Source organism: Pseudomonas entomophila L48 (genome assembly GCF_000026105.1).
Taxonomy (GTDB): domain Bacteria; phylum Pseudomonadota; class Gammaproteobacteria; order Pseudomonadales; family Pseudomonadaceae; genus Aquipseudomonas; species Aquipseudomonas entomophila.
Genome location: NC_008027.1, coordinates 3,619,453 through 3,639,744, shown reverse-complemented (window position 1 = coordinate 3,639,744; position 20,292 = coordinate 3,619,453). Strand labels below are relative to the sequence as shown.

The 20,292-nt window shown below is 64.4% G+C and carries 21 protein-coding genes; 7 read left to right on the top strand and 14 right to left on the bottom strand.

What is annotated here, in order from left to right:
- Positions 1-26 precede the first annotated feature (26 nt).
- The 3 genes from nfuA (at position 27) to PSEEN_RS15610 (ending at position 1,984) form a co-directional block, all read left to right on the top strand.
- Positions 27-611 carry a Fe-S biogenesis protein NfuA gene (gene nfuA / locus PSEEN_RS15620; protein WP_011534517.1) on the top strand — a complete coding sequence of 195 codons (585 nt, stop codon included), beginning with the start codon at positions 27-29 and terminating at the stop codon, positions 609-611.
- Positions 612-895: 284 nt separating this feature from the next.
- The gene (locus PSEEN_RS15615; protein ID WP_011534516.1) at positions 896-1,504 is read left to right on the top strand and encodes an SCO family protein; all 609 of its coding nucleotides are present in this window, start codon (positions 896-898) and stop codon (positions 1,502-1,504) included.
- Entirely contained in the window at positions 1,505-1,984 is a 480-nt protein-coding gene (locus PSEEN_RS15610) for a copper chaperone PCu(A)C (RefSeq protein WP_011534515.1), read from the top strand.
- Between the two features lie 155 nt (positions 1,985-2,139).
- Here the strand turns inward: PSEEN_RS15610 and PSEEN_RS15605 are convergent, their stop codons facing one another.
- The 8 genes from PSEEN_RS15605 to PSEEN_RS15570 form a co-directional block, all read right to left on the bottom strand.
- Positions 2,140-2,367, bottom strand: coding sequence for a hypothetical protein (locus tag PSEEN_RS15605; RefSeq protein WP_011534514.1), 228 nt, complete (start codon positions 2,365-2,367; stop codon positions 2,140-2,142).
- Between the two features lie 59 nt (positions 2,368-2,426).
- The gene (locus PSEEN_RS15600) at positions 2,427-3,263 is read right to left on the bottom strand and encodes an AraC family transcriptional regulator (protein WP_011534513.1); all 837 of its coding nucleotides are present in this window, start codon (positions 3,261-3,263) and stop codon (positions 2,427-2,429) included.
- Positions 3,260-3,574: an AzlD domain-containing protein gene (locus tag PSEEN_RS15595; RefSeq protein ID WP_011534512.1), complete on the bottom strand. Its 315-nt coding sequence runs from the start codon at positions 3,572-3,574 to the stop codon at positions 3,260-3,262. Before PSEEN_RS15595 ends, PSEEN_RS15600 begins: the two co-directional genes overlap by 4 nt.
- Positions 3,571-4,269, bottom strand: coding sequence for an AzlC family ABC transporter permease (locus PSEEN_RS15590; RefSeq protein ID WP_011534511.1), 699 nt, complete (start codon positions 4,267-4,269; stop codon positions 3,571-3,573). The genes PSEEN_RS15595 and PSEEN_RS15590 overlap by 4 nt, the downstream gene beginning before the upstream one ends.
- A 190-nt stretch (positions 4,270-4,459) precedes the next feature.
- Positions 4,460-5,197 (bottom strand): hypothetical protein, encoded by a 738-nt coding sequence (locus PSEEN_RS15585; RefSeq protein WP_011534510.1) that lies wholly within the window; start codon positions 5,195-5,197, stop codon positions 4,460-4,462.
- 93 nt (positions 5,198-5,290) lie between these two features.
- Positions 5,291-6,376, bottom strand: coding sequence for a hypothetical protein (locus PSEEN_RS15580; protein ID WP_011534509.1), 1,086 nt, complete (start codon positions 6,374-6,376; stop codon positions 5,291-5,293).
- Positions 6,377-6,404: 28 nt separating this feature from the next.
- A complete protein-coding gene (locus PSEEN_RS15575) occupies positions 6,405-7,028 on the bottom strand; it encodes a LysE family translocator (protein WP_011534508.1) in 624 nt (207 codons plus the stop codon).
- A 2-nt stretch (positions 7,029-7,030) separates the two neighbouring features.
- Complete coding sequence (locus PSEEN_RS15570; RefSeq protein ID WP_011534507.1) at positions 7,031-7,807, bottom strand: YqcI/YcgG family protein; 777 nt, start codon at positions 7,805-7,807, stop codon at positions 7,031-7,033.
- A 171-nt stretch (positions 7,808-7,978) separates the two neighbouring features.
- Here PSEEN_RS15570 and PSEEN_RS15565 point away from each other — a divergent pair, with 171 nt between their 5' ends.
- A complete protein-coding gene (locus PSEEN_RS15565; protein WP_011534506.1) occupies positions 7,979-8,899 on the top strand; it encodes a LysR substrate-binding domain-containing protein in 921 nt (306 codons plus the stop codon).
- Here the strand turns inward: PSEEN_RS15565 and PSEEN_RS15560 are convergent.
- The gene (locus PSEEN_RS15560; RefSeq protein WP_011534505.1) at positions 8,880-9,791 is read right to left on the bottom strand and encodes a LysR family transcriptional regulator; all 912 of its coding nucleotides are present in this window, start codon (positions 9,789-9,791) and stop codon (positions 8,880-8,882) included. The genes PSEEN_RS15565 and PSEEN_RS15560 overlap by 20 nt on opposite strands.
- A 114-nt stretch (positions 9,792-9,905) precedes the next feature.
- Between PSEEN_RS15560 and PSEEN_RS15555 the strand changes: the two genes are divergently transcribed.
- The 3 genes from PSEEN_RS15555 (at position 9,906) to PSEEN_RS26690 (ending at position 15,212) form a co-directional block, all read left to right on the top strand.
- Positions 9,906-11,111: an MFS transporter gene (locus tag PSEEN_RS15555; protein ID WP_011534504.1), complete on the top strand. Its 1,206-nt coding sequence runs from the start codon at positions 9,906-9,908 to the stop codon at positions 11,109-11,111.
- Between the two features lie 149 nt (positions 11,112-11,260).
- Complete coding sequence (locus PSEEN_RS15550) at positions 11,261-13,627, top strand: DNA polymerase II (protein WP_011534503.1); 2,367 nt, start codon at positions 11,261-11,263, stop codon at positions 13,625-13,627.
- Positions 13,628-13,847: 220 nt separating this feature from the next.
- Complete coding sequence (locus PSEEN_RS26690; protein ID WP_158020262.1) at positions 13,848-15,212, top strand: pentapeptide repeat-containing protein; 1,365 nt, start codon at positions 13,848-13,850, stop codon at positions 15,210-15,212.
- Positions 15,213-15,259: 47 nt separating this feature from the next.
- Here the strand turns inward: PSEEN_RS26690 and PSEEN_RS15540 are convergent, their stop codons facing one another.
- From PSEEN_RS15540 to PSEEN_RS15520, 5 genes are read right to left on the bottom strand one after another with little or no spacing between them, the layout of a single operon-like run.
- The gene (locus PSEEN_RS15540; protein WP_044488219.1) at positions 15,260-16,831 is read right to left on the bottom strand and encodes an ArnT family glycosyltransferase; all 1,572 of its coding nucleotides are present in this window, start codon (positions 16,829-16,831) and stop codon (positions 15,260-15,262) included.
- Between the two features lie 3 nt (positions 16,832-16,834).
- Positions 16,835-17,107 (bottom strand): lipid-A-disaccharide synthase N-terminal domain-containing protein, encoded by a 273-nt coding sequence (locus tag PSEEN_RS15535; protein ID WP_011534500.1) that lies wholly within the window; start codon positions 17,105-17,107, stop codon positions 16,835-16,837.
- A complete protein-coding gene (locus tag PSEEN_RS15530; protein WP_011534499.1) occupies positions 17,104-17,835 on the bottom strand; it encodes a glycosyltransferase family 2 protein in 732 nt (243 codons plus the stop codon). Before PSEEN_RS15530 ends, PSEEN_RS15535 begins: the two co-directional genes overlap by 4 nt.
- A complete protein-coding gene (locus tag PSEEN_RS15525; protein WP_011534498.1) occupies positions 17,836-18,846 on the bottom strand; it encodes an NAD-dependent epimerase in 1,011 nt (336 codons plus the stop codon).
- On the bottom strand, positions 18,834-20,171 hold the full coding sequence (locus PSEEN_RS15520; RefSeq protein ID WP_011534497.1) for a UDP-glucose dehydrogenase family protein: 1,338 nt from the start codon (positions 20,169-20,171) through the stop codon (positions 18,834-18,836). Before PSEEN_RS15520 ends, PSEEN_RS15525 begins: the two co-directional genes overlap by 13 nt.
- Positions 20,172-20,292 lie beyond the last annotated feature (121 nt).

The window sequence follows — 20,292 nt, the reverse complement described above, 5'->3', positions numbered from 1 at the left end:
TGCCGGCAAGTCTGTGAGGAACTTCCATGAGCGCTATAACCATTACCGACGCCGCCCATGATTACCTGGCCGATCTGCTCTCCAAGCAGAACACGCCTGGCATCGGCATCCGCATTTTCATCACCCAGCCGGGCACCCAGTACGCCGAGACCTGCATCGCCTACTGCAAGCCGGGCGAAGAGAAGCCCGACGACGAGCCGGTGGGCCTGAAGAGCTTCACCGCGTATCTCGACGCCGTCAGCGTGCCGTTTCTCGAAGACGCGCTGGTCGACTACGCCACCGACCGCATGGGCGGCCAGCTGACCATCAAGGCCCCCAACGCGAAGGTGCCGATGGTCAACGAAGACAGCCCGATCAACGAGCGCATCAACTACTACCTGCAAACCGAGATCAACCCGGGCCTGGCCAGCCACGGCGGCGCCGTGAGCCTGGTGGACGTGGTCGACGACGGCATTGCCGTGCTGCAGTTCGGCGGCGGTTGCCAGGGTTGCGGCCAGGCTGACGTGACGCTGAAGGAAGGTATCGAGCGCACGCTGCTCGAGCGTATTCCGGAGCTCAAGGGTGTGCGTGACGTGACTGACCACACCAACAAGGAAAACGCCTACTACTGATAGTTAGTGGGTGTTCGCACTGGCCTTTTCGCCGGCAAAGCCGGCTCCTACAGTGGACCGCGCTGTACTTGTAGGAGCCGGCTTGCCGGCGAATTTCATTGACTCCTAGCAACAAACTGTTACGGATTCAATCCCTGCGACAACCGGTCGCGCCCCGTATTCAAAGGGCTGCAGCCCGATTCCCCCTAGGTCGGGTAGATGCCCAGGGGGTGTCATGCCAGAATGCGCCGGTTTTCGCTCGGCCCACCCCAAGGGCCGGCACCTTCCCTGTAAAGGATGGTTCCATGACTGATCTGTTGACCCGGCGCGCGGTAGTCGCCGGGATGGGCGTACTGGGGCTTGGTTTGCTGGCGGGCTGCAGCCCGGCCCGCGGCCTGGACTTCAAGTACGGCAAGAACATGAGCAACGAAATCCTCGGGCGCAAGTTCAAGCTCAAGGACCCGCAAGGCAACGAGCGCACCCTGTCGAGCTTCTACGGCTCGATGCCGATGATCTTCTTCGGCTTCACCCAGTGCCCGGCGGTCTGCCCGACTGCGCTGGCGCGTGTGGCGCAGATCCGCAAGATCCTCCGGGGCCGTGACCGCGACCTGTTCCAGCCGGTGTTCATCACCCTCGACCCGGAACGCGACACCCCTGAAGTGCTCGACGCCTACACCAAGGCCTTCGACCCTTCGATCATCGCCCTGACCGGCACCCCGGAAGAAATCGCCGAGGTGGCCAAGGAGTTCAGGGTGTTCTACGAAAAGGTCCCGGCCGGCGATACCTACACCATCTCTCACTCGTCCACCAGCTACGTCTACGATACGCGTGGCACCCTGCGCCTGAGCCTGGGCCATTCCCTGAACGCCCAGGAATGCGCCGAGGACCTGGTCACCCTGATGGAGATCTGCTGAATGTCGATGCAACCGATCAAGCGCGGCCTGGCCGCCCTGGCCCTGATGAGCCTGGCCCTGCCGGCCCTGGCCCAGACCACCGTGAGCGACGCCTGGGTGCGCGCCAGCGTGCCGCACCAGCAGTCCACCGGTGCCTTCATGACCCTCACCGCCAGCAGCGACAGCAAGCTGGTAAGCGTTGCTTCGCCCGTGGCCAAGACCGTGCAGGTACACGAGATGACCATGAACGGTGACGTGATGGGCATGCGTGAAGTGAAGGCGGTCGAGCTGCCGGCCGGCAAGGCGGTGACGCTGGACCCAAATGGTCTGCACGTGATGCTGATGGGCCTGAACCAGCAGGTGAAGGAAGGTGAGCAGGTGCCGCTGACCTTGACCATCGAGGATGCCAAGGGCGCGAAAGAGACGTTGCAGGTTCAAGCGCCAGTGCGTGCGCTGACCGCCGAGAGCAGCGGGCACGACCATATGCACATGAACCACTGATCGACTGCACCAGCTCAAGCCCTGCGCCATCTCTGTAGGAGCGGCTTCAGCCGCGATCACCCGCGAAGCGGGTGCCATACACCGCGTCGCCTGCATCGCGGCTGAAGCCGCTCCTACAGGGAAGGGCGTAAATCCCGATAAGTCTGCGGGGGCAGTCAGCTGCGGAAACGAGGCAGTGGCCGTTCGATGCTCAGCGAGGTCAGGGTCTTGCGCACCTGGGCCTCGTCGGCTTCCAGCGCCTTGAGGCTGGCGCGGATCTTCCCGGCGGCGGGCACGTCGCCCTGCCGGTCGATCCAGTCGGCGATCTCCTTGCAGGCGCTGCTCAGGCAGGCCTGGCGCTGGTTCATCAGCGATATCAAGGTGGTGAGCTCTCGTTCGGACATGGCGGGATCCTCCGTTCAGCCATTTGAGTGTAGCAGCGCCCCACCGACCTGCCTGAGCGCTATGCCAGGCCCAGGCAAGCCTGGCGATAGGCCCCGGGCGTGACCCCGTAGGCTTGCTTGAACTGGCGGCTGAGGTGGCTCTGGTCGGCGAAGCCCAGGACGAAAGCGACTTCCAGGGCCGGCAGGCCACTTCTCAGGAGCTCCCTTGCGCGCGCCAGGCGGCGCTGCTTGAGCCAGGCATGGGGTGGCAGGCCGGTGGCCTGACGGAACACCCGGGCGAAGTGAAACGGGGAGAGGTTAACCGCAGCCGCGAGGGCTTCCAGCGATGGCGGTTCGGCCAGTTGGCTCTCCAGCAGCTCACGGGCCCGGGCCACGGCCAGTGGCTCGTTGCCGGGGGCGGCGGGCTCGGCGCAATGGCCGTGGCGCTGCACCAGGGCGAGCACGGCATGGCGCCAGGCGGTCTGTTGCTCCAAGGCGCTGGCGTTGCTCTCGGAGAGCTGGTGCAACTGGCTGAACGCGGCGGCCAGGGCCGGGTCCTGGATCACGCTGTCCTTGAACCGAGGCAGGCCGTGGCGGCCCAGCTCCAGCTCCTCGAGCACGCCGGTGACCCGCTCGTGCTCGGGATAGAAACCGCGGTAGCGCCAGCCGGCCTCGTGGGCGGTGGCGCCGGTGTGCAACTCGTCGGGGTTGATCAGCACCATGCTGCCCACCGGCGCCAGGTGCTCGCTGCCGCGGTGCCAGAAACGCTGGGCGCCGGACTCGATCACCGTGAACACATAGCCTTCATGCACGTGCGGGGCAAAACGCTGCTGGATGTAGCGGGCGTGCAGCATCTCGACGTCGCCGAGGGCGGGCGCCTGCCACAGGTGGGCTTGTTCGCGCAGGGGCGTGCTCATGCCAGCCAGCTGCGCAGGAGGAAGAAGATCAGCATGCTCGCCAGCATGCTCAGCAACACGCTGCGGGTCAACAGCACCAGGGTGATGGCCACCAGTGAGCCGAGCAGGTAGGGGTTGAGCGGGCTCAGGTCGAGCTGGTGGCCGGGCAGGAAGATGATCGGCCCGCAGATCGCCGTGAGCATGCCAGGCACGGCGAAGCCGAGGAACTGCCGCGCGTTGGAGCTCAGGCGCAGCGGCAGGCGCGGTTCGAGGAAGGCGTAGCGGTTGAGGAACACCACCGCGCCCATGGCGAAGATCAGCAGCCAGATCATGAGCGGCCTCCGGAGAATTTCTGGCAGACGAAGCCTGCGGCCATGCCCAGCAGGCCGGCGGCCACCAGGGCGGTTTCACAGTGCCAGTAGCTGAACAGCACCGAGCAGAACAGCGACACCGCCACGCACACCACGGTCGGCAGGTTGCGTACCAGCGGCGCGATCAGCGCGACGAAGGTGGCGACGATGGAGAAGTCCAGGCCCAGTTGGTCCAGGTGCGGGATGTTCTGGCCGAGGACAATGCCGGCCAGGGTGAACAGGTTCCACGCTACATAGAACGTCAGGCCGACGCCCAGGGCGTACCAGCGGTTGAACTGCTGTTGGTCGTGGTGGCTGGTGAGGGCGAAGAACTCATCGGTGAGCAGGAAACCCAGGCCCAGCCGCCAGCGGGTCGGCAGGCCGGACATCACCGGGCGCATCGACAGTCCGTAGAGCAGGTGCTGCGAAGTCAGCAGCAGGGTGGTGAGCAGGATCGAGAACAGGTTGGCGCCGCCCTTGAGCATGCCGATGGCCACCAGTTGCGCGGCACCGGCGAAGACGATGGCGGACAGGCCCTGGCCCTCCCAGGCGCTGAGGTTGGCTTCGATGGCCATGGAGCCGGCCAGCAGGCCCCAGGGGGCGACGGCCAGGGACAGCGGCAGGATGGCGATGGCGCCTTTGAGGAAGGCGTGACGGGCGATAGGCGGGCTGGACATGGGCAAGGCAACGGCTCGACAGGGCAGGCCAGCATGCCAGAGGGGCGAAGGGCTGGCTTGAACGATCTTGCTTGTTTGGCCTGTAGGAGCGGCTTCAGCCGCGATGCAGGCAGCGGGGTGTCCGGCACCCGCTTCGCGGGTGGTCGCGGCTGAAGCCGCTCCTACAGGGGGCGTGCCAGATCAGTGACCGTTATCGAGGTGTTGTGTTCGCCGGCAAGCCGGCTCCTACAAGGCGTTGCTGCGCCGCGGCGCAGCCGTTGATGTCCACGGCCTTCTGCATCAGCGCCTGGCGCTGTTGCGGGTCCAGCTCGCCGAGCAGGCGGTAGACCTCGGCCTGGTAATCACGTTGGCGCCCCCATTGCATTTCCAGCCCTTGCGGCCGGCTGCGGCTGCAAGCCAGGTGCGTCGCCGGCTGGGGGTAGTAGGGCGCGTACAGGGTGGCCATGCTGGGGATCGCCTCCAGCGCCTGGCGATAGGCAGGGCTGGCGCTGTAGGGCGAGCACCAGCGGGCGATGGCCAGGGCCGGTGGCGCGAAACCCTGCTTGAGGCTGGCTTCGAGCAGCGGGCAGGCGGCGTCGGCAATCTGCCCGGCTGGTAGATAGGTGGTGTAGTACAGGGCCAGGCGATACTGGGCCACCGGGTGGTCGAGGGCGACAGACTTCTTCAGCAACGCCACCGCGGTGGGCAGGGTGCGGGCCAGGGCCTGGCCCTGGCGGCTGAGCTCCGGGTCGCCGGCGCTGGTACGCAGGGGGCTGGCCGTGTCGTCCTGGTTGTCGGCTTGCTCCAGCAGGGGGAGGGCCTGGCGATAGAGCAGGTCGGCATGCGGGTCGATGCTCACGTCGAGCGCCTGCGCAGCGAAGGAGGTCAGCAGCAGCGGCAGCAGGGCTGCGTGGGCGCTACGGCGCTTGGGGGCGGCTTCGATGGTCATGACGGGGGCGCGGGTGCCTCAGGCGGATCAGGGGCGATGACCGGCCTATTCTATCCACCCGAGTGTGCTCGACGATAGTCGGGGAATTCCTTATCAGACGAGCTTGATCGGCGTGACCTTGCGCTGGGCGTATTTTTCCTGGGCCAGGCCAAGTTTGGCGGTGATCACCTTGGCCAGGGCGTTGTTGCCCAGATCGTTGAAATGCAGGCGGTCGGCGAACAGGCTTTCAGCGAACACCGGCGAGCTGCTGAGCATGCTGTTCATGTCGTAGCAGGGGACGGGGTCGGCCTGGCTCTTGATACGGCGGAAGAAGGCCATGTGCAACTGGCTGTCGAAGGCGCCATCGATGAGGCGATCGAAATTGGACGGCTGTTGTTCGAGCCGTTCGAGCATGGCCTGCTCGCCGGTGGGTAGCGCTTCCCTGCACCAGGGCAGCAGGGGCTGGAGGATGAAGGTCAGGGTGGTGTGGCCGTCGGCCAGCAGGCGGTCCCACTGGCGCAGTGTGCGGCCGATGCTGTCGGCGGCGCGGATCAGGCGCTTGTCGGGGCTGGACACCGGCTCCAGTGCGGGGCAGGGCCCCGGGCGACGCGGCGCCAGGGCATGGCCCAGGCGCTGCCACAAGGAGTCGCGGCGCGGTTCCTCGGTGGGCTGAACGCCTTCATGGAAGCGGTTGAAAAAGTCCTGTTGCCCGGTTTGCGCGCTGGTCATTATCTCGCCCAGCGTTTCCTGCGCCAGCGTATTCAGCCCGCTGAACACCACGACATGGCCAATCTGGCCGAAGCGGTGCTGGTGGGTGAGGAACATCAGCAGTTCCTGGGTGGCGTTGAGCCCGCAGCCGGCCAGGTTGAGCCAGATCTCGCCGGTCAGCAGCGAGAGGTACGAGGCCACCGTATGTTCGTCGGAGCTGGCGCCGATGCCCATGGCGGTCGAGCCGCCCACCAGCAGGTTGACCCGCGCCAGGCCGCCGCGCTCGGCGACCGAGAAGCGCTTGCCGGCGAAATGGCTGTAGCGCATGCCCAGGGCGTCGGTGTTGATGGTGCCGGAGCGGTAGCCGCGCTCATGCACGTAGAGCGTGTGCGGAATGCGCCGGCTGCCCAGCTGGAGGAAGCGCTGGTAGTCGTGCTGCAGGGGATGGGTGCTGCCCATGGGGTCTGCCACCGGGGTGTCGAGGATCGTCATGGGCGCTCCTGGTTGATGGGCAATGGGCTCAGGCCGCCAGTTCCCTGAGGTTGTAGCCCAGGCCGACGATGGCGATGAGCAGCAGCGCGACCCCGGAGGCCAGGCTGATCAGCCGGCTGCTGCGCTGCGAGGCGATCTTGCCGATGGCGAAGATGTACAGGCTGAGCACGGCGAAATCGATGGCGATCCACAGCAGCGACAGCACCACCATGCTCTTGCCGAACGACTCGGTAATCTGGATGAACTGCGGGAAGAAGGAGATGAAGAAGATGATGTCCTTGGGGTTGGAGATACCCACCATGAACCCTTGGACCAGGCCGCCACGGCCTGCCGGCACCGTGCTGGGGGCGACCTCGACCGGCGCCTGCAGGGCCTCGCGCAGGGTGCCCACGGCGATGTAGCCGATGAACAGGCACCCCAGCAGGCTCATGCCGTTGAGCCAGGCCTTGTCGATGGCCGCGCTGGTCATGATGATCCAGGCGGCGGCGCCGATCAGCACCAGCGACGCCCAGTTGGTGCCGACGGCGGTGAACAGGGCCTTGCGCGAGCCGGAGGCAGCGGCGGTGTTGACGATCAGGGCCACCACTGGGCCTGGGGTGGCGATCAGCAGCAGGACGGTGAGGGCGTAGGTGGCGGTCAGTGCGGTATTCACGTTCAGTTCTCGATCAGTGAGTCAGCTGTTGCTTGTGTATGGAACGGGCAGCGCGCGGGGTTCAGCGAGCCGGGTTCCTGCAGTTGGTACTGTTTCCATTCGAAGTTGTCGCCGTGGCCGAAGAAGCCGAGGGTGTCTGGCATCACGCCATCGTTGTAGTGACGGACCCGGTCGCGGATGCGCGCGCGGATGCGCTGGCCGCTTTCGGTCTGGGCGCTGGCGACTTCGTCGAAGCTCTCGCGGGCGTTGATGACGAAGGCGATGTGCTTGCCCAGGTTGCGGCTCTTCATCTGTAGGTGGCCGGGGAAACTCATGTTGATGAACAACGGCATGCCGGCGAAGCAGAACGACCAGTGCGCGTCGTGCGGGTCCTGGGGGACGGCTTCAGGCCAGGGCTGCGGGTCGCGGGCATGGACCTGGCGCAGCACATCCCAGGCCAGGGCCTGCTGGTCACTCAGCGTGGTGTTCGGTGCAGTCTCGAGGAACACCAGCAGCGGATGGCCGATGCGCTGCTTTATCGGCAGCGGTTCGACGGTGCGGACGTAGTCGGCCAGCCCCCGGGCGATGTCGTCGGCCAGTTGCTGCGCCCGGGCGAAGATGATGTGGCAGGTGCGCGCGGTGACCGCCTTGCGCCCGAACAGGCACGGGAAGTCGGGGTGGGCGAGGGTTTCCTTGAAGTGTTCTATGGTCTTGTGCGTCCAGTGGTGTCTGTTCTGCACATGTTCATCGGCCAGCTCTAGCGCATCCAGGCGGTAGCAGTTTCCATAACCCGTAAACATGATTTCCCCAGATCTATCCAAATGCAGCGTTAAATAACTTTTCCGTATTATTCAGGCGGTTTGGCTATAGATAATTGTTATTTACCGGCATTTTCCGAGATGCATCCCGCGTTGTAAAACGCCTGGAACTATGACCTACTATTAGCCTCACTCATGCTCTGGATGGCGCCGATGTCGGAACGGATTCAAGCCTTGCACGCCCTGCGTGCCTTCGAAGTGGCCTCGCGCTACGGCTCTTTCACCCGCGCGGCGCAGGAGCTGGCGCTCACCCAGGGCGCGGTCAGCCACCACATCAAGACGCTTGAAGCCATGTTCGGCTGCGACCTGTTCGAGCGGCGCGGCCCCAAGCTGCGCCTGACCGAGCACGGCCAACTGCTGGCCCAGGAGCTCAAGGTCGGCTTCAAGATCATCGAGAACGCCTGCGCGCTGTTGCGCCAGGACCGCTACGGCCTGCGCCTGAAGGCACCGTCGACATTGACCGTGCGCTGGTTGCTAAGGGCCCTGGATGGTTTCAAGAAGGTCGACAACAGCTGTTCGGTGCAGTTGTCGAGTGTGTGGATGGACATCGATGCGGTGGACTTCTATTCCGAGCCCTACGACTGCGCCATCCTGCTGGGCAACGGGCGTTTCCCGGCGGACGTGGAGAGCCTGAAGCTGTTCGATGAATGGCTGATTCCGGTCTGCCACCCCGAGTACCTCGACAGCCCCGCGCCGGAGCTGGCGGCGCTCAGGCACTGCGAATTCCTGCACCCTTCACCGGACCGGCGCGACTGGCGGCGCTGGCTGGCGCGCATGGACGCGCTGGATATCAGCATCGACCAGGGCCAGGTGTTCGACACCCTCGACCAGGGTATTTCGGCGGCCCAGCAGGGCCTGGGCATCTCCGTGGTCGACCTGGTGCTGGCCAGCGCCGATCTGGCGGCTGGCAACTTGATCACCCCCTTCCCGCATGCGGTGGCCACCGGCGACGGTTACTACATGACCTGGCTGAAATCCAGCCCGAAGGCCCGGCAGATGCAGAAACTGCGTGACTTCCTGCTGGCCCAGGTACCGCCGTTGCCGCACCGGGACATCAACTACCTGTACGGCTGACCTGGGTCGCGGGGAGCACCCGTTCGAGCATGAAGTCGATGAACACCCGCAGCTTCGGTGGCATCTGCCGGCCCGACGGCCACAGCAGGTAGAAGCTGCCGCGCCGCTCCATGAAGCTGTCGAGCACGCTCACCAGGCTGCCGCTGGCCAGTTCCTTGCGCACGTTGAAGTCCGGCAGGCAGGTGATACCGCGGTGATTGAGGGCGAAGCAGACCCGCGTCTCGACGTGGTTGCAGACCATCGAGATGGGGATGTCGTAGTCCTGCTCGGGGTGTTCCCGGCGCAGCGGCCAGGTTTCCAGCTTGCCGCTGCTGGGGAAGCGGTAATGCAGGCAACTGTGCGCGGCAAGCTCACGCGGATGCTGCGGCGTGCCGCGCTCGCGCAGGTACTGCGGCGAGGCCACCAGGCAATGCTGGAAGTGCCCGAGGAACTTGGCGTTCAGGCGCGAATCCAGGGGTTGGCCGCCGCGCATCACCACATCGAAGCCTTCACCGACGATGTCCACCATGCGGTCGCTGAAGTCCAGGTCCAGCTCGATATCCGGATAGCGCGCCATGAACTCGGCCAGTGCCGGCATCACCAGCCCGGTCACCTGCGGCAGGCTGACCCGCAGTCGCCCGCGTGGCGTGCCGCTGGCTTGCGAGAGCGCCTGTTCGGTGGCCTCGATCTCGGCCAGGATGCGCCGGCTGCGCTCGAGGAACAGCGCGCCTTCGGCGGTCAGGGTGATGCTGCGGGTGCTGCGGTGGAACAGGCGTACCCCCAGCCGGGCCTCCAGGCGCGCCACGCGCTTGCCCACCGCCGAGGCGCTGATGCCCAGGGATTGGCCGGCCGCGACGAAGCTGCGGGTTTCGGCAACCCGGTTGAAGACCACGAAGCCGCTGAGGCTGTCCATGTTGCACTCCGATTGCGGACATCGATGTCCTGGGTGAGCGGAATTCTACCCGGCTTTTTCCGCAATATCGCAACGCCGCAAGATGCTTGCCTCGATTGAACCCAGGAGGCACCCATGAATTCGACATCCACCGCGGCCAGCGTCAATGAACCCGCCGCCAGCGCCACAAGGCTGCCGTTGAGCGGCCTGCTGGCCCTGGCCCTGACCGGTTTCATCGCGATTCTCAGTGAAACGTTGCCGGCGGGCCTGCTCGACCAGATCGCCGATGGCATGGCGATCAGCCAAGCCATGGCCGGGCAGTGGGTCACCGCCTACGCACTGGGCTCGCTGCTCACTGCCATCCCGCTGGTGACCCTGACCCAGGGTTGGTGGCGCCGTCGTGCCTTGTTTCTGGCCATTGGCGGTTTCATCCTGTTCAACGGCTTGACCGTGCTGTCCACCGACAACTACCTGACGCTGGCGCTGCGCTTTCTGAGTGGCGCCGCCGGCGGCCTGGCCTGGGGCCTGATCGCCGGGCATGCGCGGCGCATGGTGGCGCCGGCGCAGCAGGGCAAGGCGATGGCGGTGGCCATGCTCGGGCAACCCATCGCCCTGTCATTGGGGCTGCCCATTGCCACCTGGCTGGGGGCCTGGCTGGGCTGGCGTGCCACCTTCGTGGTGGTGACCCTGGCCGCATTGCTGTTGGCGGCCTGGGTGCTGCGGGCCGTACCGGACTTCCCGGGGCAGGTGGCCGGCAAGCGCCCGGCGGCGATGCAGGTACTGCGCACGCCGGGGGTGGCGAGGGTGCTGCTGGTGATCCTGGCGTGGATCCTTGGGCATAACATTCTGTACACCTACATCGTGCCGCTGCTGGCGGCCGCGGGCATGGCGGGCGAGGTTGGCCAGGTGCTGATGACCTTCGGCCTGGCCTCGCTGGCGGGGATCGTGCTGGTCGGGCTGGGTGTCGACCGACGCCTGCGTGGGCTGGTGCTGATAAGCCTGGGCGGCTTCGCCCTGGCGACCCTGGCGCTTGGGCATGTGCAGGGTTCGGCTTGGCTGGTGCATGCCAGCGTGGCCTTGTGGGGGCTGACCTATGGCGGTGCGCCGACCTTGCTGCAGACGGCCTGCGCCGACGCGGCGGGCGAGGGCGGGGATGTCGCCCAGTCGATGTTGGTGACGGTGTGGAACAGCGCGATTGCCCTGGGCGGGATCGTGGGCGGGTTGTTGTTGACGGGCGCGGGGGCAGGGTCGTTTGGCGCGGTGGTGCTCGTGTTGGTTGCCGTGGCGTGGTTGCTGGCCTTCAGCGGGCGGCAAGCGGGGTTTGTAGCAGGCGCAAGGTAGGAGCCGGCTTGCCGGCGAACACCGGCGACGCCGGTGCCAACCACCGCATCGTCTGGTTCGCCGGCAAGCCGGCGCCCACAGGAATGCATCGTCTGGCGCGGTTAGGCGGTAGAATCAGCCATCGAGCATGACGACCCGAGGTTCACGCGGTGCAGCTGCAACAGGGCTTTGTCCTAACCCGTCATTGGCATGACACGCCCGAAGGCACTTGCGTGGAGTACTGGCTGGCCACCGACCAGGGGCCACGACGGCTGCGCCTGGCCGCGCAGCCCTCGGTGGCGTTCATCCCCGTCGAGCATGCCGAACACGCCAGGGCATTGCTGGCGGGCGAGCAGGGCGTCGAGCTCAAACCCCTGCAACTGCGCGACTTCGACCAGCGCCCGGTGCTGGGCCTGTACTGCCAGCAGCACCGCCAGCTGATCGCCCTCGACAAGCGCCTGCGCACGGCTGGGGTGGAGGTCTACGAGGCTGATATCCGCCCACCCGAGCGCTATTTGATGGAGCGCTTCATTACCGCCCCAGTGCGTTTCGATGGCCGTCTCGACGCCCAGGGCGTGCTGCTCGACGCCCAGCTCAAGCCCGACCCGGACTACCGCCCACCACTGCGCCTGGTGTCGCTGGACATCGAAACCAGCGAGCGCGGCGAGCTGTACAGCATCGCCCTGGAAGGTTGCGGCCAGCGCGACGTCTACATGCTCGGCCCGGCCAACGGCGCGGTCTGCGAGGTGGACTTCAACCTGCATTACTGCGCCGACCGCGCCGCGCTGATCGACAGCCTCAACCAGTGGCTGGCCCGCCACGACCCCGATGCGATCATCGGCTGGAACCTGGTGCAGTTCGACCTGCGCCTGCTCCACGAGCACGCCCAGCGCCTGAACGTGCCGTTGTGCCTGGGCCGCGATGGCGCGCCGATGCATCTGCGCGAGCACGGCAGCCGCAGCCACTTCTTCGCCGAGGCCCCCGGCCGGTTGCTGATCGATGGCATCGAGGCGCTGCGTTCGGCGACCTGGAGCTTCCCTTCGTTCAGCCTGGAAAGCGTCGCCCAACAGCTGCTGGGCGAGGGCAAGGCCATCGACACGCCGTACCAGCGCATGGACGAGATCAACCGCATGTTCGCCGAGGACAAGCCGGCCCTGGCCCGCTACAACCTCAAGGACTGCGAGCTGGTCACGCGGATCTTCGCCCACACCCGGCTGCTCGACTTCCTCCTCGAACGCGCATCGGTCACCGGCCTGGCGGTGGACCGTAGCGGCGGCTCGGTGGCCGCGTTCTGCCACCTGTACATCCCGCACATGCACCGCATGGGCTATGTCGCGCCCAACCTTGGCAGCCGCGAAGGCGAAGCCAGCCCAGGCGGTTTCGTCATGGACTCGCGGCCGGGCTTGTACGACTCGGTGCTGGTGCTGGACTACAAGAGCCTGTACCCGTCGATCATCCGTACCTTCCTGATCGACCCGGTGGGCCTGGTCGAAGGGCTGCGCCAGCCGGACGATGCGCATTCGGTCGAGGGTTTCCGGGGCGCGCGTTTCTCGCGCCGCCAACATTGCCTGCCGGCCATCGTCGAGCGTGTGTGGCAGGGGCGCGAGGCGGCCAAGCGCGACGGCAACGCGCCGCTGTCGCAAGCGCTGAAGATCATCATGAACGCCTTCTACGGGGTATTGGGTTCCAGCGGCTGCCGCTTCTTCGACCCGCGCCTGGCCTCGTCGATCACGATGCGCGGGCACCAGATCATGCGCCAGACCCGGCTGTTGATCGAGGCGCGCGGTTTCGACGTGATCTATGGCGATACCGACTCCACCTTCGTCTGGCTCAAAGGCGCCCACGACGAGGACGCTGCTGCACGCATCGGCCGCGAACTGGTGGCCGAGGTCAACCAGTGGTGGCGGCTGCACCTGGGCGAAACCATGGGCCTGGCAAGCGCCCTGGAACTGCAGTACGAAACCCACTACCGGCGTTTCCTGATGCCGACCATCCGTGGCGCGGAAGAGGGCAGCAAGAAGCGCTACGCCGGCCTGGTGCGCCGCGTCGACGGCAGCGAGGAGATGGTCTACAAGGGGCTGGAGTCGGTGCGCACCGACTGGTCGCCGCTGGCCCGGCAGTTCCAGCAGGAACTCTATGGGCGGATCTTTCGTGGCCAGCCCTATCGCGACTACCTGCGCGAGTACGTGGAGCGCACGATGGCCGGAGAGCTGGACGAACTGCTGATCTACCGCAAGCGCCTGCGCCGTCCGCTGGCCGACTACCAGCGCAACGTGCCGCCCCATGTGCGTGCCGCGCGCCTGGCGGATGAATACAACCGTCGCCTCGGGCGCCCGCTGCAGTATCAACGCGGCGGCTGGATCAGCTACGTCATCACCACGGCCGGCCCCGAGCCACTGGAGAACCGCCAGGCGCCCATCGACCACGAGCACTACCTGACCCGGCAGTTGCAGCCGGTGGCCGACGCCATCCTGCCCTTTGTCGCCGAGCGGACCGTCGATTTACGAAGCCTGAAACAGCTGAGTTTCAACTTCTAGACTTCGCACGGGTGTTGAAGGATGGCAGGGTTGTGTTGGAACTTGGGTGATGCCATATTGCTATCATTGTAGGGAGTATGAGGCTCGGTTCAACCTGCCGGTAGTCAAAAAAGGCGGGTAAAACCCACTGAGTCCAGATATCTGCGAAGATCCCACCAAACTGCCTGCTGTTAGGTGGGATGGTCACCTTCTAAAACAATCATTTTTGCTGGGGCACAGCATGTCAGAAACTCAGGAACACACGGACATCCGGACACGACTCGCTGGTATTGAGGAACATATCAGGGAGCAACTGGTGATGTTCTTTCAATGCGAAGAGCATGGTACGCCTGAGCGCATCAGCAAAGCAGGTTGCATGGCACTCGCCAAATTGGGCGCTACTGTCTGGAACGCTTGGAGAGATAAATTTCCGGCGGAACGCTATGGTCACTTTGATCACGTAAACATTGCTGATTTTTCGAGTGTCGATTTTAACGGGAAGCAGTGGGATTTTGGCGGGGAAATATGCTTCGATGGTTTCAAGTTTGGAGCGGGAGCGGACTTTAAAAATGCAATATTTCCGCGTCACACTTCGTTTGAGCGAGCTGTCTTTGGGGAGTCATCTGATTTTTCCAATGCTGCAGTGGACGCGCGCTCGAGCTTCAAGCATGCCAAATTTTCAAGGTATACAAAGCTGGTGTCGATCCAGCTGGATGACTGGATTGACTTTGATTATGCGGAGTTTGAAGGGAATAACGATTTTTCAGGGTCTTCGTTTGGTCATTCTGTGCGTTTCAATGGAGTGAAATTTGGTTCTGATATAAATTTCTCTGATTGTTTTTTTGCAGATGGCGTCTGTTTTGAAACTATCCAGGACCCTACAGTCGATGCGGTGGACTGGATACCTTACGGATCAACGAGTAAAACATTCAATAAGATTTCCTTTGAGCGAAGTGTCTTCAAGGGTTTCGTTAGCTTCAAGAATCGTGAGTTTCGCGATACTACCATTTTTGATGGCGTTACATTCAATCAACCTCCAGATTTTTTTGGTTGTGCACTTCATCAGGATATGTCATTTAAAGCCGTTGTTTTTCCGCCGGCAACAGGTAAGGATTTTTACATCAGAACTTATCGCAACCTGCGGCTCTCCTTTAGCCAGCTACAAGCGCCTCAAGAGGAACATATGTTCTTTCAGTTGGAAATGGCGGAAATTGCCCATGGACAGAAAGGCGCAAGGCGCTGCCTGTTCTACTTCTACGAAAAACTCTCCCGTTATGGCTCCAGTCTGTCGAGGCCCTTGTTTGCCTACTTGGCATCCTTCATTCTGTTTTCATGCATTTATGCAGTACTGTCGTGGGCAACACATTGTCTACCTACCACCCAGCGCTGCAGCTTCAATATGGCAGGTGTTGAATTTGCTGTACTGCAGGCGATCCCGTTGCCTGGTCTTGAGAAAATGGCTGAGCCTCTCAGGTTGGCGCTTATTGCCAGTGATGGCTTTATCAGCCTCGCTGCAACCATTGTCATAGTGCTGCAGAAGTCTATCTCCTTGCTACTTATTTTTCTCGTGGGCCTTGCCCTGAGGAATATATTCAGAATTAAGTGAACCATCGGCAGCCTTTCCCCCAGGTTGCCGAATATTCAGCGACCTCATCACCTGTTGGCTGCCCATTTCCATGCTAGGCACTCACATTGAGCGCGCGTTTGGGACGAGCTGGCCCAGCTGAATGAAAAGACCTGTGTGGGGGCAGTAACGTGACACTGGCCATTGTCGGCATCGGCATTGACCAAAAACCACTTGGACCGAGAGGTATCGCCCAACCTGCGGGCCTTATCGGCGCTGAAGCAGCGCCCCACTTCGTTGGCTGGAAGTAGCGCATAGGCTCTGGGGTGGCGACGTAACCAGTAGACCGCCGTATCTGCGGTGGAGCGGCCAGCGAAGCCGAAATGAATGATCGGCTGGCGAGCGAACAGCCAATGCCCCTCGCGCCAGTTGACCAGCACCAGCTCGGCGCCACCGGTGGCCCGCGCGGCATCGGCCATCAGGGTTTCGTGGGGGTTGCGGCCTTCCTTGGCGGGCTCTACGAAACCTCGGGCGAACCATAGGCAGAACCACACCACCGCGACCGTGACGAACACCTTGCGCCAGACCGGCCGTTGCTGGAACCAGCGCTTGAGCAGCCAGGGCACCAGCGGCGCGATGGCCAGCACCAGGCCTGGTAGCGCCGGGAAGATATAGAGCTTGCGCTTGCCGCTGCTCAAGCTGAAGAACAGCAGCACCAGCGCCACCCAGCCGAGCAGCAGGAGAATACGCCCGTCGCGCTTTTGCAGCTGCTTGCGCCATGCCGGCACCAGCCACGGCAGGGCCAGTATCAGGGGCAGCCAGTACTTGGGAATGACCTCGACGAAGAAGTACCAGAACGGTTCACGGTGGTCCCAGGCATTGGCATAGCGATTGGCCGTCTGGCGCAGCAAGATCTCCTTCAGGTAGGCCAGCTCCGCCGCGCCACCGCCCTGGGCGATCGACACCAGCAACGGCAGCAGCCACACCGCGCAGCCAAGCAGCAGCCAGACCAACCCCAGGCTCCAGCGCCAGCCCTGGCCGGGCATGGCCACGACCCCGCGCCAGCCCCGGCGCACGGCCCAGGCGTAGGGCAGCAGCATCAGCGCCGGGACGAAACCCACGCCCTTGCTGATGATGCCCAGCCCCATGGCCGCGCAGGCCAGGTAGAACCAGCCCCAGGCCGGCCCCAGCAGCAGGTGGCGGACCATGCCGTAGAGGCCCAGCGCCACCCACAGGCACAGGAAGCTGTCGATCTGCCCGGTGCGCAGGATGCTGTAGGTCTGGTAGGTGGCCAGGAACAGCAGCGCGGCGATACGCCCGATCCGCCGGTTCCACAGGCGTCGGCCGAGGTCATGCAGGACCAGGGTGATGGTCGCCGCCGACAGCAGCCCGGGCAGGTACAGGGCGACCTTGGGCAACCCGGTCAGGGCCGTGAACAGGGCCACGGTCCACATGAACAGCGGCGGCTTGTCGCCGTAGATCTCCGCGGCGCGGTGCGGGATGAACCAGTTGCCGTTCTGCAGCATTTCCAGGGCGACGCCGAGAAAACGTTCTTCATCGACGTTCATCGGCTGGCGCCAGCCGATACCGGCGCCGATCAGCAGCAAGGCGAGGGCGACCAGCGCCAATCGTTCGACGCCGAGCGTCTTGATCCGTGGCAAGGGCTATTCCTTCTGCTCTTTGTAACGGGCGATCAGCTGCAGGTTGCGCAGGTAGACCAGGATGCCGAAGGCCTGCCCGAGGATGAACACCGGGTCCTGGCGGTAGATGGCGTAGGTCAGCAGCAACGCGCTGCCGAGCATGCTCAGGTACCAGAAACCCACCGGGATCACGCTGCGGCGCTTGAATTCGCTGTACAGCCACTGCAGCACGAAGCGGCCGGTGAACACGGCCTGGCCGGCGAAGCCGATGATCAGCCAGAGGGTTTCGCGGGTCATCCTTCGAGCTCCTGTGGACGGGCGTCCAGGCGGGTGCGGCGGATCAGCCACCAGACCCCGAACAAATCGAGAATGCCGACCAGCGCGCGGTCGAGGTTGCCGTACTTGGAGATGCCGGCATGCCGTGGGCGGTGGTTGACCGGGTGCACCAGCATGCGGCCGTTGTGGCGCAGGATCAGCGCCGGGATGAAGCGGTGCATGTGGTCGAAATAGGGCAGGCCGACGAAGGCCGCGCGCTCGATCAGCTTCAGGCCGCAGCCGGTGTCGGGGGTGGCGTCTTTCAGCAGGCGGCTGCGCAGGCCGTTGGCCAAGCGCGAGGCCCAGCGCTTGCTGGCCGTGTCGCGGCGGTTGACGCGGTGGCCGGCCACCAGCTTGACGCCCTCGTTGCCGCGCACCAACGCGAGCATGCCGGGGATGTCCGCCGGGTCGTTCTGGCCGTCGCCATCCAGGGTCGCCAGCCAGCGGCCACGGGCGGCCTGGGCGGCATGCCAGATCGATGTGCTCTGGCCCAGCGAGCGCTCGTGGCGCAGGATGCGCAATGGCTGGAAGCCTTCGTTTTTCAACCGTTGCAGCATGGCCAGGGTCTGGTCGCTGCTGCCGTCGTCGACCACCAGCACTTCATAGCGCTCATTCGCCAATGCAGTACGGATTTCCGCCAGCAGCGAGGGCAGGTTGTCGACCTCGTTCTTCGCGGGGATCAGTACCGACAGGTCAAGGGGTTCGGTCATTCAGGCTTCCTGTGTTGTTGTCGTGGTTGCACGGCGGGTAGCGGTGTAGAAGTCCCGGTACCAGCCGACGAATGCCCGCACACCGTGTTCCAGCGAGGTGCTCGGGGAGAAATCGATCCAGTGCGCCAGCGAAGACACATCGGCCCAGGTCTGGTGCACGTCCCCCGGCTGGAACGGCAGGTAGTTGCGCTGTGCCTTGATGCCCAGGGCGTCCTCCAGGCATTCGACGAAGCTCAGCAGCTCGACGGGTTCGCCGCGGCCGATGTTGAACAGCTGCCAGGGCGGCTGCCCTTCGCTGGCCTTGGGCGGCTTGACGCGCAGGCGGCGGATGCTTTCGACGATGTCGTCGATGTAGGTGAAGTCGCGGCCCATCCGGCCGTGGTTGTAGAGGTCGATCGGCCGGCCTTCGAGCATGGCCTGGGTGAACTTGAACAGCGCCATGTCCGGGCGGCCCCAGGGGCCATACACGGTGAAGAAACGCAGGCCGGTCATGGGGATCTGGTACAGGTGCGCGTAGCTGTGGGCCATCAGTTCGTTGGCGCGCTTGCTCGCGGCGTACAGCGAGACCGGTTGCTCCACCGGGTCTTCGATGCAGAACGGCAGCTTGGCGTTGGCGCCATAGACCGAACTGCTGGAGGCGTAGACCAGGTGGCGGGGGCGATACTGGCGGCAGGCTTCGAGCATGTTGAGAAAACCCACCAGGTTCGACTGGCCGTACACGCCGGGGTTGTCCAGGGAATAGCGCACCCCGGCCTGGGCGGCCAGGTGGATCACCTCGGTGAAAGCGTGCGCGGCGAACAGTTGCAGCAGCGCGTCCTGGTCGGCGATGTCGAGGGGCACGAAGCGCAAGTTCGGCCATTCGGCCAGCTGCTTCAGGCGTGCGTGCTTGAGTTCGACGCTGTAGTAGGCGTTGAGGTTGTCGATGCCCACCACCTCCAGGCCCTCCTGGCACAGGCGCCGGGCAAGGTGGAAGCCGATGAAGCCGGCGGCGCCGGTGATCAGTACGGGCATGGCGGCTGCGCCTGGCCACGGCCGATGCCGTAGTACGTGAGGCCCGCGGCGGCCATGTGCTCGGGTTCGAACAGGTTGCGGCCGTCGAACACTACCCGGTCGGCCAGCAACTGCGGCACCTGGTCCAGGTTGAGCACCCGGTAGTCCTGCCACTCGGTCACGATCACCAGGGCGTCGGCGCCCTCCAGCGCGTCGTCCTTGCAGTGCACCAGGCGCAGGTCCGCGCGCTCGCCATAGTGCCGCTGGATTTCCGCCATGGCCTGGGGATCATGGGCCTGGATCCTTGCGCCCGCGGCCCACAGGGCTTCGATCAGCACGCGGCTGGAGGCCTCGCGGATATCGTTGGTGTTGGGCTTGAAGGCCAGGCCCCAGACGGCGAAAACCTTGCCTTGCACACCCTCGGGGTAGTGCCGGGCGATCTTGTCGAACAGGCGGTTCTTCTGCCGTTCGTTGACCGACTCCACTGCCCGCAGCAGGTGCGGTTCGAAGCCTTCGGCCTCGGCGCACTTGCGCAGCGCCTGCAGATCCTTGGGGAAGCACGAGCCGCCGAAGCCGCAGCCGGGGTAGATGAAGTCGTAGCCGATGCGCGGGTCCGAGCCGATGCCGCGGCGCACCATCTCGATATCGGCACCCACATGCTCGGCCAGGTTGGCGATCTCGTTGATGAAGGAAATCTTCGTCGCCAGCATGCAGTTGGCGGCGTACTTGGTCAGCTCGGCGCTGCGCGCGTCCATGACCATGAGTTTTTCGCGGTTGCGGCTGAATGGCAGGTAGAGCTCGCGCAACAGCTCCACTTCGGCTGGCCCGGCGCCGCCGATGATGATGCGCTCGGGGCGCATGAAGTCGTCAACGGCCGAACCTTCCTTGAGAAATTCCGGGTTGCTGAGTATCTGGAAAACACGGTTGTCGGCCACGCGCTGGTCGATATGCGCCTTGATGCGGTCGACCGTGCCGACCGGTGAGGTGGACTTGTTGACGATGACCCGGGAACCGTCGGCGTGCGCGACGATGCTGTCGACCACCGCGAACACATGACGCAGGTCGGCGCTGCCATCGGTGAGCGGCGGAGTGCCGACGGCGATGAACAACAAACCGGCGTGGTTGCTGGCGCGCCAGGCATCGGTGGTGAAGGTGAGCCGGCCGCATTCGAGGTTCTTCTCCAACATGGCCGCCAGGCCCGGCTCGAAGATCGGGCAGTGCCCTTGGTTCAAGCGGGCGACCCGTTCAGCGTCGACATCCATGCACATCACCGAATGCCCTACCTGGGCCAGGCACACCGCCTGGGTGAGGCCAACGTAACCGGTACCGAAAACCGTCACCTTCATCTAGCAGCTCCATGATCGAATCTGGGCAGGTAATGGCCAATGCCGTTCAGGGCTGTGCTGACGTGCAGAGCCTCGGCTGACAAGTTGTAAAAAAATGTCACAGCGTTGTTTAAGTTTTGTT

What these genes read in the sequence shown, in the direction of transcription:
- PSEEN_RS15530 (WP_011534499.1), bottom strand. Translation starts at nt 17,835, where the DNA reads ATGACCGAACCCCTTGACCTGTCGGTACTGATCCCCGCGAAGAACGAG.
- PSEEN_RS15520 (WP_011534497.1), bottom strand. Translation starts at nt 20,171, where the DNA reads ATGAAGGTGACGGTTTTCGGTACCGGTTACGTTGGCCTCACCCAGGCG.
- PSEEN_RS15565 (WP_011534506.1), top strand. Translation starts at nt 7,979, where the DNA reads ATGTCGGAACGGATTCAAGCCTTGCACGCCCTGCGTGCCTTCGAAGTG.
- PSEEN_RS15525 (WP_011534498.1), bottom strand. Translation starts at nt 18,846, where the DNA reads ATGCCCGTACTGATCACCGGCGCCGCCGGCTTCATCGGCTTCCACCTT.
- PSEEN_RS15615 (WP_011534516.1), top strand. Translation starts at nt 896, where the DNA reads ATGACTGATCTGTTGACCCGGCGCGCGGTAGTCGCCGGGATGGGCGTA.
- PSEEN_RS15570 (WP_011534507.1), bottom strand. Translation starts at nt 7,807, where the DNA reads ATGTTTACGGGTTATGGAAACTGCTACCGCCTGGATGCGCTAGAGCTG.
- PSEEN_RS15590 (WP_011534511.1), bottom strand. Translation starts at nt 4,269, where the DNA reads ATGTCCAGCCCGCCTATCGCCCGTCACGCCTTCCTCAAAGGCGCCATC.
- PSEEN_RS15610 (WP_011534515.1), top strand. Translation starts at nt 1,505, where the DNA reads ATGTCGATGCAACCGATCAAGCGCGGCCTGGCCGCCCTGGCCCTGATG.
- PSEEN_RS15535 (WP_011534500.1), bottom strand. Translation starts at nt 17,107, where the DNA reads ATGACCCGCGAAACCCTCTGGCTGATCATCGGCTTCGCCGGCCAGGCC.
- PSEEN_RS15580 (WP_011534509.1), bottom strand. Translation starts at nt 6,376, where the DNA reads ATGACGATCCTCGACACCCCGGTGGCAGACCCCATGGGCAGCACCCAT.
- PSEEN_RS26690 (WP_158020262.1), top strand. Translation starts at nt 13,848, where the DNA reads ATGTCAGAAACTCAGGAACACACGGACATCCGGACACGACTCGCTGGT.
- PSEEN_RS15585 (WP_011534510.1), bottom strand. Translation starts at nt 5,197, where the DNA reads ATGACCATCGAAGCCGCCCCCAAGCGCCGTAGCGCCCACGCAGCCCTG.
- PSEEN_RS15600 (WP_011534513.1), bottom strand. Translation starts at nt 3,263, where the DNA reads ATGAGCACGCCCCTGCGCGAACAAGCCCACCTGTGGCAGGCGCCCGCC.
- nfuA (WP_011534517.1), top strand. Translation starts at nt 27, where the DNA reads ATGAGCGCTATAACCATTACCGACGCCGCCCATGATTACCTGGCCGAT.
- PSEEN_RS15605 (WP_011534514.1), bottom strand. Translation starts at nt 2,367, where the DNA reads ATGTCCGAACGAGAGCTCACCACCTTGATATCGCTGATGAACCAGCGC.
- PSEEN_RS15555 (WP_011534504.1), top strand. Translation starts at nt 9,906, where the DNA reads ATGAATTCGACATCCACCGCGGCCAGCGTCAATGAACCCGCCGCCAGC.
- PSEEN_RS15595 (WP_011534512.1), bottom strand. Translation starts at nt 3,574, where the DNA reads ATGATCTGGCTGCTGATCTTCGCCATGGGCGCGGTGGTGTTCCTCAAC.
- PSEEN_RS15560 (WP_011534505.1), bottom strand. Translation starts at nt 9,791, where the DNA reads ATGGACAGCCTCAGCGGCTTCGTGGTCTTCAACCGGGTTGCCGAAACC.